The sequence below is a fragment of the Cellulosimicrobium cellulans genome (assembly GCF_007679345.1).
Lineage (GTDB): Bacteria > Actinomycetota > Actinomycetes > Actinomycetales > Cellulomonadaceae > Cellulomonas > Cellulomonas cellulans_A.
Genome location: NZ_VEGH01000006.1, coordinates 237,469 through 250,465, shown reverse-complemented (window position 1 = coordinate 250,465; position 12,997 = coordinate 237,469). Strand labels below are relative to the sequence as shown.

Here is a 12,997-nt window from a genome sequence, read left to right as displayed (position 1 = left end):
AAGCACGACCGCCGCCGCCCTGCGCGGGCGACGGCGGTCGTGACGTGCTCACTTCACGTAGGCGATGCCCTCGGCGGCGGGGGCGCGCACGCGGCCGACGAGGCCGGCCACCGCGAAGATCGTCACCACGTACGGGGTCATCAGCATGATCTGGCTCGGGATCGGCGTGCCGATGATGCCGAGCACCACCTGCAGGTTGTCCGCGAAGCCGAACAGCAGGGCCGCGGCGAGCGCGCCCTTCGGGCTCCACCGGCCGAGGATCATCGCGGCGAGGGCGATGAAGCCCTTGCCGCCGGTCATCTCCTTGCCGAACGCCAGGCCGTTCGCGACCGTGAAGAACGCACCGCCGAGGCCGGCGATCGCGCCGCCCAGCAGGGTGTTCCACACGCGGGTGCGGTTGACCTTGATGCCGACGGTGTCCGCCGCCTTGGGGTGCTCGCCGACGGCCCGCAGCCGCAGGCCCCAGCGGCTCCGGAACACCAGCACCTGCAGGACGATCACCACGACGTACATCAGGTAGACGAGGATCGTCTGCCGGAACAGCACCGGGCCGATGATCGGGATGTCGGACAGCCCGGGGATGGCCAGGGTCGGCAGGCGCGGCGGCGTGTTGAGCGTGCCGGCGTTCTCCTTGAGGACCGTGGAGAACAGGTAGCTCGTGATGCCGACGACCAGCACGTTGAGCACGACGCCGACGATGATCTGGTCGACCACGTACTTGATCGCGAACGCGACCAGCAGCGCCGACACCAGCGCGCCGGCGATCGGCGCGGCGATGAGCCCGACGTAGGCGCTGGACGTGATGGTCGCGACGACCGCGGCGAGGAACGCGCCCGCGAGCAGCTGGCCCTCGATCGCGATGTTGATGATGCCGGACCGCTCGCTGACCAGGCCGGCGAGGGCGCCGAACACCAGCGGCACCGCGAGGAACAGCGAGCCCTGCAGCAGGCTGGTCAGGGGCAGCGGCTGCGCCTTGCCCGCGACGGCCCAGGTGAGCAGCGCGAACACCAGCGCCACCGCGTACACGGCGGGCAGCCAGACGCCGACCTTGCGGCGGGTCCGTGCGGCCTGGAACGACCAGGCCGCGAGCCCGAGCGCGATCAGGCAGAGCACGATCGCGGTCAGCTTGGACGGGACGGAGAACTCGATGTTCTCCCCCGGCGCGAACATGGTGAACGAGGTCTCCCGGCCCGAGGCGGGCAGGATCCCGAACAGCAGCAGGGCGACCGCGGCGACCGCGCCGTACGCGATCGGCGCCTTGTAGGAGATCGGCGGAAGCGGCTTGCCCGCCGCGGCGCGCGCGGGGGCGGGGGCGGCGACGGCGCTCACGCGGCGGCCTCCTTGACGACGGGCGCGGCGAGCTCGGCCGGCTGGGCGCCGGGACCGCGGGGGGACGGGAGGCGGAACACCGCGCGCACCAGCGGGGGCGCCGCGATGAACAGCACGACGAGGGACTGGACGACCAGCACGATGTCGATCGGCGTGCCGGTGCGGGACTGCATCGCGAAGCCGCCGGCGCGCAGGGCGCCGAACAGCAGGCCGGCGAAGAAGGTGCCGAGCGGCTTGGACCGGCCGAGCAGCGCGACGGTGATCGCGTCGAACCCGAAGCTCGCCGCGATGCCGGCGGTGAGCACCTTCTCGGTGCCGAGCACCTGCGCGGTGCCCGCCATGCCGGCCAGGCCGCCGGCCACGAGCATCACCAGCAGGTACATCCGGTTGACGTTGATCCCCGCGGTGCGGGCGGCGTTCGGGTTGGACCCGACCGCGCGGAACGCGAACCCGATCGTCGACCGGTTCATCAGCCACCACACGAAGACGGCGGCGAGGATCGCGACGACGAAGCCGAGGTGCAGCCGGAACTGCGGGCCGAGCAGCTGCGGGTACAGCGCGGTCTCGGCGATCGGCGGGGACACCGGGTTGTTGCTGTCGCCGCGCTTGAACGCCGACGTGGTCAGCAGGTAGCCCACCAGGTAGATCGCGATGTTGTTCAGCATGATCGTGACGATCACCTCGTTGGCCCCGGTCCGGGCCTTGAGGTAGCCGGCGATGCCGGCCCACAGGCCGCCGCCGATGACGCCGCCGATCACGGCGAGCAGCAGGTGCAGCACCGGCGGCAGGTCCCAGGCGAAGCCGATGTAGCCGGCGAAGATCGCGCCGAGGATGATCTGGCCCTGCGCACCGATGTTGAACATGCCGGCCCGGAAGCCGATGCCCAGGCCCAGGCCGGCGAGGATCAGCGGGACGGCCCAGGTCATGGTCTCGGTGATCGGGCGGATGCCGCGGGCGAACGTCGCGGCACCCGGGTCGAAGACGGCGCCCTGGAACAGCGCCACGTAGGCGCCCCAGACGGCGTCCCACGCCGCGGAGAAGAAGTCCGCCGGCCGCGCGAAGAAGTAGCCCGCGGCGTCCTGCACGGCGCTGTCCGCGGCCGCGATCAGCACGCCGGAGATGACGAGCGCCAGCACCAGGGCGGCGAGCGTCACCAGCCAGCTGCTCTCCAGCATCTCGCGCAGCGCGCCCTGGGCGCGGGACTCGAGGCCGTCGTCGCGGCGCGCCGGCGCGGTGGACCCGGCCGGCGGCTGCTCGGGGGCGGGGGTCGCCTGGCTCACTTGCTCTCCTCCTCGGAGGCCTCGATGTCGGCCTCGCCGAGCACGGTGTGGTGGGTCGCGGCCTGCTGCACGGCCTCGGCCTGCGGGACGCCGGCCATCATCAGGCCGAGCACGTCGCGGTCGGTGCCCCCGGGGACGATGCCGACGATGCGGCCGCGGTACATGACGACGATCCGGTCCGCCAGCGCGAGCACCTCGTCGAGCTCGGTCGAGACGATGATGACCGGGGTCCCGGAGTCCCGCTCCTGCACGATCCGCTTGTGCACGAACTCGATGGACCCGACGTCCAGGCCGCGGGTGGGCTGGGACGCGATGAACAGCCGCAGCGGGCGGGACATCTCGCGGGCCAGGACGACCTTCTGCTGGTTGCCGCCGGACAGCGTGCCGGCGTGCGCCTCGGTCGACGGGGTGCGGACGTCGAACTCCACGGTCCGGCGCTCGGCGTTCTCCAGGACCTTCTTCGGGTCCAGCGAGATCCCGCGCGCGAACGGGGCGCGGTCGTACAGGTCGAGGATGAGGTTCTCCGCGACGGAGAAGTCGGCGACGACCCCGTCCTCCGTCCGGTCCTCGGGGACGAAGCCGACGCCGGCGTCGAGCACCTGCTTGACCGTGCGGCCGACCAGCTCGGTCCCGTCGAGGACGACCGACCCGGCGACCGGCTGCTGCAGGCCCAGGATGACCTCGGTGAGCTCGGTCTGGCCGTTGCCCTGCACGCCGGCGACCGCGACGATCTCGCCGCGGGCCACGTCGAACGACACGTCGTCGACCTGCCGGACGCCGGCCTCGTCGAGCACCGACAGGTTCCGCACCTGCAGGGCGACCTCGCCGGCCTGCGCGGGCGAGCGGTCGACGCCGAGCGAGACGGACCGGCCGACCATGAGCGAGGCCAGCTCGGTCTCCGCGGCGTCGGGCCGGGCGCTGCCCACGACCTGGCCGCGGCGGATGACCGTGATCCGGTCCGCGACGGCGCGGACCTCACGGAGCTTGTGGGTGATGAAGACGATGGAGGTGCCCGCCGCCTTGAGCTGCCGCATGATCGCGATGAGCTCGTCGGTCTCCTGCGGCGTCAGCACCGCGGTCGGCTCGTCGAGGATCAGGACCCGGGCGTCCCGGGACAGCGCCTTGATGATCTCGACGCGCTGCTGCGCGCCGACGGGGAGGTCCTCCACCAGGGCGTCGGGGTCGACGTCGAACCCGAACCGGTCGGAGATCTCCTTGACGCGGCGGCGCGCCGCGGCGAGGTCGAGCATCCCGCCGCCCTTGACGGGCTCGTACCCGAGGACGACGTTCTCCGCGACGGTGAACACCGGGACCAGCATGAAGTGCTGGTGGACCATGCCGATCCCCGCGGCCATCGCGTCGCCGGGGCCGGCGAACTCCACGGGCCGCCCGTCGACGAGGATCTCGCCCTCGTCCGGGTCGTAGAACCCGTACAGCACGTTCATCAGGGTGCTCTTGCCGGCACCGTTCTCGCCCAGCAGCGCGTGGATCTCGCCGGGCTCGACCACCAGGTCGATGTGGTCGTTCGCCACCAGGGCGCCGAAGCGCTTGGTGATCCCCCGCAGCTCGAGCTTCACGTGGGAATGCTCCTTCGGTCGATCGTGTCGCTGCGCACACTAGGCCAAACCGGACGGCCGATCACAGCCTCAGGTCCCGGGTGCGCGGGTGAACGCACCGGTGGCCCGGGCAGGCGTGCTGCCCGGGCCACCGGTGGTGCTGGTGCGTCAGTTCTGGCTGATGGACTCCACGACCAGGTCACCGGAGATGATCTGGGCCTTCAGGTCCTCGACGGCCGTCTTGACCTCCTCGGGGACCACCGAGTCGAAGTCGTGGAACGGCGCGATGCCGATGCCCTCGTTCTCCAGGGTGCCGACGTACGGCTCCGAGGAGAAGTTGCCCTCCGAGGCCTCCTTGACCGTGTCGAACACGGCCTGGCCGATCTCCTTCATGACCGAGGTCAGGATGATCGAGGAGTAGTCGGGCGAGGTCTCGAACCAGTCGGCGTCGACGCCCACGATGGAGACGTTCCCGGCCTCCTGCGCGGCCGCGGCGGCACCGAGGCCGACCGGGCCGGCGACGGGCATGATGACGTCCGCGCCCTGGTCGATGAAGCCCTTGGCCAGGTTCTGGCCGTTGGTCTGGTTCTCGAAGTCACCGGTGAAGGAGCCGGTCTGGGCCTCCTTGTCCCAGCCGAGGACCTTGACGTCGGCGCCGTTGTCCTCGTTGTACTTGGCGACGCCGTCGGCGAAGCCGTCCATGAAGATCGAGACCGACGGGAGCTGGATGCCGCCGAAGGTGGCGACGGTGCCCGTGGTCGAGGTGCCCGCGGCGACGTAGCCGGCCAGGTACGCGGCCTCCTGCGTGTTGAACAGCAGCGGCTTGGCGTTGTCCAGCGTCACCGGGTTGAAGTCCGCGTCGGAGAACGCGGAGTCGATCAGCGCGAACTCGATGTCCGGGTTGGCCTCGGCGGCCTCCTGGATCGGGTCCTCGAGCAGGAAGCCGACGCCGATGATCAGGTTGCAGTCCTGCTGCACCAGCGAGTCGATGTTCGGCGTGAAGTCGGTCTCCGCGGTCGACTCGACCTTGACCTCCTGGATGCCCAGCTCGTCCTTGGCGCGGTCGAGGCCCTCGGCGCCCGACTGGTTGAAGGACTTGTCCTCGAAGCCGCCGGAGTCGGACACCATGCAGGCCTTGAAGTCGGAGCCGCCGGCGTCGCCGCCACCGGCGGTGCTGTCGGACTCCTCCGGCGCGCTGCCGCAGGCGGCGAGGGCGAGCGCGACAGCCCCGGTGAGGGCGGCCGCACGGATGATCTTCTTCACGCGATGCTCCTGCTTCTCGTCGTCGACCGGTCCGTGAGGCCCGCCCGGTCGCCGCGCGCGACGCTGCGCGTGGGTCGGGAGGGGTCGTCCGGCGTTGCGAGGAACACTAGCCACGCCCAGGTGTCGGCTGTGTTACCGGACCCCTTCCGGGGCCCTTCGTTACTGACTTGGAACATTCGTCCGCGGGACGACTCACCCGACCGGCCCAGCGCGCGGTGCCGCGGGCCGCGGGCCGGGCGGAGATCAGCCCCCGGGCGTCGCGCCGACCCGCAGCGCCGCCCGCGCGAGCAGCGCCGCGCCGGCCGCGATCGCACGCTCGTCCACCACCAGGTCCCCCTGGTGGATGTCGTACGTCCGGCCGCCCGGGGTGCGGGTGCCGAGCCGGGCCATCGCGCCGGGGACGCGCGTGAGGTACCAGGCGAAGTCCTCGCCGCCGAGCGACTGCTCGGTGAGCTGGACCGCCTCCTCCCCCAGCACGTCGCGCGCCGCGGCCTCCAGCACGGCGACCGCGCGCTCGTCGTTCTCGACCGGCGGGACGCCGCGCTGGTGCCGCACCTCGACCTCGACGCCGTAGGGCGCGACCACCTGCTCCACCGCCGCGTGCAGCACCTGGGACGCCTTCTCCCACGCGCGCACGTCCAGGCAGCGCAGGGTGCCGCGCACCGAGCCGGAGGCGGGGATGGCGTTGTGCGCCGAGCCGGCCTGCACCGCGCCCCAGGTGAGGTTGACCCCGGACCGCGGGTCGAGCCGGCGGCCGAGCACCGCGGGCACCTGGGTGATGACCTGCCCGAGCGCGTAGACCAGGTCGGCCGTGAGGTGCGGGCGCGACGTGTGCCCGCCGGGCCCGGTCAGGACGACGGTGATCTCGTCGGAGGCCGAGGTGATCGGGCCGATCCGGCTGCCGATCCGGCCGACGTCGACCTTCGGGTCGCAGTGCAGCGCGAAGATCCGGCCGATGCCGTCCATCGCCCCGGCCTGCAGGACGTCGAGCGCGCCGCCGGGCTGCACCTCCTCGGCGGGCTGGAACACCAGCCGCACCCCCGTCGGCAGCTCGCCGGCGGCATGCAGCTCGGCGAGCACCAGCCCGGCGCCGAGCAGCGCGGTGGTGTGCACGTCGTGGCCGCAGGCGTGCGCGACGCCGTGCACGGTCGAGGAGTAGGGCAGCCCCGTCGTCTCCTGGACCGGGAGCGCGTCGATGTCGGCGCGCAGCGCGATGCGGCGGCGGCCCGTCTCGAGAGGGCTGGGCCCGATGTCGCAGATCAGGCCCGTCCCGGGCAGCGGCTTCGGGGACAGGCCGGACAGCCGCAGCCGGTCGGCGATCAGGCGGGTGGTGCGCTGCTCCGTGCGGCCGAGCTCGGGGTGCGCGTGGATGTCGCGGCGGATCTCCACCAGCTCGGGCTGCAGGGTGGCGACGAGCTGGTTGACCCGGGAGGCATCGACGATCACGCTCCCGACCCTAGTCGTCCCCGCAGGTGGCGGCAGGTCCGCGCACTCCGGCGGCCCGCGGCGGGCGGGCCCGCGGCGGGGGACGCCGCGGGCCGGGGCGCCCGGTCAGAGCAGGTCGTCGCGACCGCGCTCGCGCCAGCCGTCCACCGCCTGCTTCACCGCCTGGGCGTGCGCCCGGGTGGTGACGAGCAGGGCGTCCGGGGTGTCGACCACGACGGCGTCCCGGACGCCGAGCACGGTCACCGCGCGGCCCGCGCCGGGCACCACGACCGCGCCGGGGGCGTCGAGCCGCAGCACCAGGCCGTCGTCACCGAGCGAGCGGCCGCCGTCGACCCCGACCGCGGGCAGCAGGGCGGCGAGCGAGTCGAAGTCGCCCACGTCGTCCCAGGTGAACGACCCCGGCACCACGGCGACGCCGCCGGCGGCCGCGACGGGCTCGGCGATCGCGTGGTCGATGGCGATCTTGGTCAGCCCGGGCCAGGTCTGCGCGAGCACGGCGTCCCGGCGCTCCGGGTCGTCCCAGACGGCGGCGATCGCCCGCAGCCCGGCGGCCAGCGGGGGCAGCTGCTGCGCCAGGTGGTCCAGCAGCACGCCGGCCTGGACGAGGAACATGCCGGCGTTCCACCAGTAGTCGCCGGTCGCGAGGTAGCCGGCGGCGGTCTCCGCGTCGGGCTTCTCGGTGAAGCCGGCGACGTGCCGCGCGCTCGGGGCGCCCTCGGCGCCGAGCGGCTCGGCCGCGCGGATGTAGCCGAACGCGGTGGACGGTTCCGTCGCGGTGATGCCGATGGTCACGACGTAGCCGGCGCGGGCCGCGGCGACGCCCTCGGTGACCGCCGACCAGAAGCCGGCCAGGTCGTCGATGACGTGGTCCGCGGCGAACGACCCCAGGACCACCTCGGGGCCGTGCCGCTCGGCGAGGATCGCCGCGGCGAGCCCGATGGCCGCCATGGAGTCGCGCGGCGACGGCTCGGCGACGACCTGGCCCGGGCCGAGCTCGGGCAGCTGCGCGGCGACGGCCTCCGCGTGCCGGACGCCGGTGACGACGAGGACCCCGTCGCGGCCGGTGAGCGGCAGCAGCCGGTCGACGGTGCCCTGCAGCAGGGTGCGGCCCGTTCCGGTCAGGTCGTGCAGGAACTTGGGCGCGCCCTGGCGGGACAGCGGCCACAGCCGGGTGCCGGCACCGCCGGCGGGGACGACGGCGTGGAAGCCGTCGATCGGGCGGGGCTGCGCGGGCGACGCGGACGTGGCGGGGCTCGACATGCCCGGCAGCGTATCGGGACACAACCGGTCGGTCGCCCACCCTCTCCATCCCCCCGGCGCTGGGTACCGTCGACCAGGGACCCAGGTCCCGGTGCGCGTGTGCGCTTGATCACATCGGGCCCGATCTGGCCCCCGACGGCAGGGTGACCCAGCGCACGATCACTACAGTGATCGGACCGGACACAGCAGTCCCGCCCGAACTCGCCAGGAGGCCACCCGTGCCCACTGCGCCTGCCGAAGCCCGCGACGACGCCGCCCCCACGGCCAAGCGGATCCCCGGCGGCACCCTCTACCGCGGCCGCGAAGGCATGTGGTCCTGGGTGGCCCACCGGATCACCGGCGTGCTCATCTTCTTCTTCCTGCTCGTGCACGTGCTCGACACGTCGCTCGTGCGGGTCTCCCCCGAGGCGTACAACGCCGTCATCGGGACCTACAAGAACCCGATCATGGGGCTCGGCGAGGCCGGGCTGGTCGCCGCCATCGTGTTCCACGCCTTCAACGGCGTCCGGATCATGCTGGTCGACTTCTGGCCCAAGGGCGCGAAGTACCAGCGCGTGATGCTCTGGGTCGTGCTCGGCCTGTTCGTCGTGACCATGGCGGGCTTCCTGCCGCGGCACCTCATGCACGTCTTCGGAGGCGAGTGATGACCACGATCGCCGCCCCCCGCACCCGGGGCGCCGGGCCCGGCCGCCGGACCTCGCGCGGCAACTGGGAGCTGTACGGCTGGGTGTTCATGCGCGCGTCCGGCGTCGTGCTGCTCGTGCTGATCTTCGGCCACCTGTTCGTCAACCTGGTCGCCGGCGAGGGCATCTCCGCCATCGACTTCGGCTTCGTCGCCGGCAAGTGGGCGTCGCCGTTCTGGCAGATCTGGGACCTGCTGATGCTGTGGCTCGCGATGATCCACGGCACCAACGGCGTCCGGACGATCATCAACGACTACGCCGAGCGCGACGGCACCCGCCTGGTGCTCAAGCTCGCGCTGTACACGGCGTTCACCGTGGTCGTCGTGCTCGGCACGCTGGTGATCTTCACCTTCGACCCGTGCCCCGCGAACAGCCCGGCGGACCTGCTGCCGTCCTTCTGCACCGCCTGAGCGCCCCCGCTCCCCTCTCGCCTTGGAGGCATCGACCCCGATGCAGACCCACCAGTTCGACGTCGTGATCGTCGGCGCCGGCGGCGCCGGGATGCGCGCCGCCCTCGAGTCGTCCGCCCGCACCCGCACGGCGGTCATCTCGAAGCTGTACCCGACCCGCTCGCACACCGGCGCGGCCCAGGGCGGCATGTGCGCCGCGCTCGGCAACGTCGAGGACGACAACCCCGAGTGGCACACCTTCGACACCGTGAAGGGCGGCGACTACCTGGTCGACCAGGACGCCGCCACGATCATGGCCAACGAGGCCATCGACGCGGTGCTCGACCTGGAGCGCATGGGCCTGCCGTTCAACCGCACGCCCGAGGGCCGGATCGACCAGCGCCGGTTCGGCGGCCACACCCGCAACCACGGCGAGGCCGCGGTGCGCCGGGCCTGCTACGCCGCGGACCGCACCGGGCACATGATCCTGCAGACGCTCTACCAGCAGTGCGTGAAGAACGAGGTCGCGTTCTTCAACGAGTTCTACGTGCTGGACCTGCTGCTGACGCACGACCTGACGGGCCGCGAGGTGCCGGACGGCGAGGACGTCGCGGTCTCGGGCGTCGTCGCGTACGAGCTCGCGACCGGCGAGATCCACGTGTTCCGCGCCAAGTCCGTGGTCCTCGCGACCGGCGGCGCCGGCAAGATCTACAAGACGACGTCGAACGCGCACACCCTCACCGGCGACGGGATGGCGCTCGCCTACCGCCGCGGGCTGCCGCTGGAGGACATGGAGTTCTTCCAGTTCCACCCGACCGGCCTGGCCGGCCTCGGCATCCTGCTGTCCGAGGCCGCGCGCGGCGAGGGCGGCATCCTGCGCAACGCCGACGGCGAGCGGTTCATGGAGCGCTACGCCCCCACCATCAAGGACCTCGCGCCGCGCGACATCGTCGCCCGGTCGATGGCCAACGAGGTGCGCGAGGGCCGCGGCGCCGGGCCGAACAAGGACTACGTCCTGCTCGACCTGACCCACCTGGACCCCGCGCACATCGACGCGAAGCTCCCGGACATCACCGAGTTCGCCCGGACCTACCTCGGCATCGAGCCGTACACCGAGCCGGTGCCGGTGTACCCGACGGCGCACTACGCGATGGGCGGCGTGCCGACCAACGTCGAGGGCGAGGTCCTGCGGGACACCACGCACGTCGTGAAGGGCCTGTACGCGGCCGGCGAGGTCGCCTGCGTCTCCGTGCACGGCTCGAACCGGCTGGGCACCAACTCGCTGCTCGACATCAACGTGTTCGGCAAGCGCGCCGGCATCTCGGCCGCCGAGTACGCCGCCGGGACGTCGTGGGTGGACCTGCCCGACGCGCCGACCGACGCCGTCGTGGGGCAGCTCGAGGACATGCGGAACCGCCCCCAGGGCGAGCGCGTCTCCGACGTCCGCCGCGAGCTGCAGCAGACGATGGACACCAACGCGCAGGTGTTCCGCACCGCCGAGTCGCTGCGCCAGGCGTTCCAGGACATCCAGGTGCTCCAGGAGCGCTACACGCGGGTGTCGGTCCAGGACAAGGGCCGCGCGTTCAACACCGACCTCATCGAGGCCATCGAGCTCGGCTTCCTGCTCGACATCGCCGAGACCGTCGTCGTCGGCGCGCTGAACCGGCGCGAGTCCCGCGGCGGGCACTTCCGCGAGGACTACCCGAAGCGCGACGACGAGAACTTCATGGAGCACACCATGGCCTACCGCCGGGTCCCCGGCGTGCCGGTGGACTCCCCCGCCCTCTCCGCGCCGAAGGGCGAGGAGGTCCCCGAGCCGGGCCCGGGCCGCCCGGTCGTGCTCCTGGGCACCAAGCCCGTCGTGACCACCGTGTACCAGCCGATGGAGCGGAAGTACTGATGACTGCTGTCGCAGAGCGCTCGGCCGCGCCCGAGCCGAAGGCCGGCGAGATCCCGTCGTTCGAGGTCACGCTCAAGATCCGCCGCTACACCCCCGAGACGCACGGCGACGAGGCGTACTGGGAGGAGCACACGGTCACCGCCCACGGCACCGACCGCCTGCTCGACGCGCTGCACAAGATCAAGTGGGAGTCCGACGGCTCGCTGACGTTCCGGCGGTCCTGCGCCCACGGCGTGTGCGGCTCGGACGCCATGCGGATCAACGGCCGCAACCGGCTCGCGTGCAAGGCCCTGCTCAAGGACCTCAACCCGGACAAGCCGATCACCGTCGAGCCCATCAAGGGCCTGCCCGTGATCAAGGACCTCGTGGTCGACATGGAGCCGTTCTTCGCCTCCTACCGCGAGATCATGCCCTTCCTCATCACCACCGGCACCGAGCCGTCCCGCGAGCGGCTGCAGTCGCCCGAGCAGCGCGCCCGGTTCGACGACACCACCAAGTGCATCCTGTGCGCCGCGTGCACGAGCTCGTGCCCGGTGTTCTGGACCGACGGCCAGTACTTCGGCCCCGCGGCGATCGTCAACGCGCACCGGTTCATCTTCGACAGCCGCGACGAGGGCGGGGCGCAGCGGCTCGAGATCCTCAACGACAAGGAGGGCGTCTGGCGCTGCCGGACCACCTTCAACTGCACCGAGGCCTGCCCCCGCGGCATCGAGGTCACCAAGGCGATCCAGGAGGTCAAGCGCGCGATGATCACCCGCGCGTTCTGACCCTGCTGGGCCCTCCCCTCCCCTCCGCCCCCCTCAGCGGTCGCGGAATGGATCCGAACGCACCGACACGCCCAGGTGTGTCGGTGCGTTCGGATCCATTCGCGTACCAGCAGCCGGTGGGCCGGGCAGGCGGGCGCGGGGTCGGCGTCGTCGCCAGGTCGCCTTGATCGGGTGCGCGCGGGCGCGGCGGTGCGCCTCGCGGAGCCGGACGCACCACGCCGCGCGCGCTGCCGGCGTCGCCAGGTCGACCGACGTCGCACGCACGACGACGAGGCCGAGCTGCTCCAGCCGCTGCTGACGAGTCGCGTCCGCGGACCGGCTGCGCGCGGACGCGTGCACGGCACCGTCGTACTCGCCCACCAGACCGGCCTCCGCGTCGAGGACGTCGACCCGCACCACGAACCGGCCCGAGCCGTCCAGGATCTCGACGTTGGGCTCCGGGACCGGGAGCCCCGCCTCGCACCAGAGCAGGCGCATGGCCGACTCCTGGGGCGACTCCGCGCCGTCCACCGAGAAGGCGAGGGCGCGACGTGCCCGGTGCAGGCCGGCCAGAGGGCCGCACCGGTCCAGCGCAGCGGCCACACTGGCCGCGCTGACCAGCCCGAGCGCTCGCAGCCGGTCGAGCACCGGGACAGCGAGCGGCAGCGGGGAGAGCCGCGCGACGTCGACGGCCGTCCGGTCGGGCGCCGTCACGGCGACGCCCGCCACCTCTGCCCGGTCGCGGTCGGGGACGCGCGTCCGCAGCAGGCGACGGAAGGGCCGGTCGACCAGACGCGTCTCCGGCGGCACGAGCACCAGCACCGGCTCCGGCCGGAGCGGGACCCCGCTCCGGCCGTCGACCTGCCCCGGACGCCCGCGCCGCAGGCGGGTCGCCTCGTGGAGCCGGGCGGCGGCCCACCCCCCGACGACGACGTCACCCGGCACCCCCGCCGTCGCCAGCCGGATGCGCGTGTCCGGGTCCTCCGGGTCGGCGCCGGCCACCAACCACAGCCCTCGGGCGACCCGCGCGTAGGTCCCGTCCCGCAGCAGCCGGGACACCCCCGCCGCTCGTGCCTGCGCTGTCGTGAGCACGCTGAGTACCGCATCCGTCGTCACCATCCGGGGAGCGTCCTCCGACCGCGCCT

11 protein-coding genes are annotated in these 12,997 nt (G+C 72.7%); 4 read left to right on the top strand and 7 right to left on the bottom strand.

The window, feature by feature from the left end; all coding sequences use genetic code 11:
* Positions 1 to 48: 48 nt before the first annotated feature.
* The 6 genes from FS882_RS10345 to FS882_RS10320 form a co-directional block, all read right to left on the bottom strand.
* On the bottom strand, positions 49 to 1,329 hold the full coding sequence (locus FS882_RS10345; protein ID WP_158372963.1) for an ABC transporter permease: 1,281 nt from the start codon (positions 1,327 to 1,329) through the stop codon (positions 49 to 51).
* A complete protein-coding gene (locus FS882_RS10340) occupies positions 1,326 to 2,609 on the bottom strand; it encodes an ABC transporter permease (protein ID WP_410053271.1) in 1,284 nt (427 codons plus the stop codon). Before FS882_RS10340 ends, FS882_RS10345 begins: the two co-directional genes overlap by 4 nt.
* On the bottom strand, positions 2,606 to 4,186 hold the full coding sequence (locus FS882_RS10335) for an ABC transporter ATP-binding protein (protein ID WP_158372962.1): 1,581 nt from the start codon (positions 4,184 to 4,186) through the stop codon (positions 2,606 to 2,608). The genes FS882_RS10340 and FS882_RS10335 overlap by 4 nt, the downstream gene beginning before the upstream one ends.
* 147 nt (positions 4,187 to 4,333) lie before the next feature.
* A complete protein-coding gene (locus FS882_RS10330; RefSeq protein WP_158372961.1) occupies positions 4,334 to 5,428 on the bottom strand; it encodes a BMP family protein in 1,095 nt (364 codons plus the stop codon).
* 243 nt (positions 5,429 to 5,671) lie between these two features.
* Positions 5,672 to 6,874 (bottom strand): amidohydrolase, encoded by a 1,203-nt coding sequence (locus FS882_RS10325; RefSeq protein ID WP_262348203.1) that lies wholly within the window; start codon positions 6,872 to 6,874, stop codon positions 5,672 to 5,674.
* Positions 6,875 to 6,979: 105 nt separating this feature from the next.
* Positions 6,980 to 8,134 carry a mannose-1-phosphate guanylyltransferase gene (locus FS882_RS10320; RefSeq protein WP_158372959.1) on the bottom strand — a complete coding sequence of 385 codons (1,155 nt, stop codon included), beginning with the start codon at positions 8,132 to 8,134 and terminating at the stop codon, positions 6,980 to 6,982.
* 272 nt (positions 8,135 to 8,406) lie between these two features.
* Here FS882_RS10320 and sdhC point away from each other — a divergent pair, with 272 nt between their 5' ends.
* Genes sdhC through FS882_RS10300 form a run of 4 tightly spaced genes read left to right on the top strand, consistent with a single transcriptional unit; the run spans position 8,407 to position 11,873 of the window.
* On the top strand, positions 8,407 to 8,778 hold the full coding sequence (sdhC, locus tag FS882_RS10315; protein ID WP_316043632.1) for a succinate dehydrogenase, cytochrome b556 subunit: 372 nt from the start codon (positions 8,407 to 8,409) through the stop codon (positions 8,776 to 8,778).
* Positions 8,778 to 9,227, top strand: coding sequence for a succinate dehydrogenase hydrophobic membrane anchor subunit (locus FS882_RS10310; protein ID WP_147795869.1), 450 nt, complete (start codon positions 8,778 to 8,780; stop codon positions 9,225 to 9,227). Before sdhC ends, FS882_RS10310 begins: the two co-directional genes overlap by 1 nt.
* Positions 9,228 to 9,267: 40 nt before the next feature.
* Positions 9,268 to 11,106 (top strand): succinate dehydrogenase flavoprotein subunit, encoded by a 1,839-nt coding sequence (sdhA, locus tag FS882_RS10305; protein WP_158373041.1) that lies wholly within the window; start codon positions 9,268 to 9,270, stop codon positions 11,104 to 11,106.
* On the top strand, positions 11,106 to 11,873 hold the full coding sequence (locus tag FS882_RS10300) for a succinate dehydrogenase iron-sulfur subunit (protein ID WP_158372957.1): 768 nt from the start codon (positions 11,106 to 11,108) through the stop codon (positions 11,871 to 11,873). Before sdhA ends, FS882_RS10300 begins: the two co-directional genes overlap by 1 nt.
* Positions 11,874 to 11,906: 33 nt before the next feature.
* On the opposite strand, the gene FS882_RS10295 is transcribed toward FS882_RS10300, so the two are convergent.
* Positions 11,907 to 12,971: a hypothetical protein gene (locus FS882_RS10295; RefSeq protein ID WP_158372956.1), complete on the bottom strand. Its 1,065-nt coding sequence runs from the start codon at positions 12,969 to 12,971 to the stop codon at positions 11,907 to 11,909.
* Positions 12,972 to 12,997 lie beyond the last annotated feature (26 nt).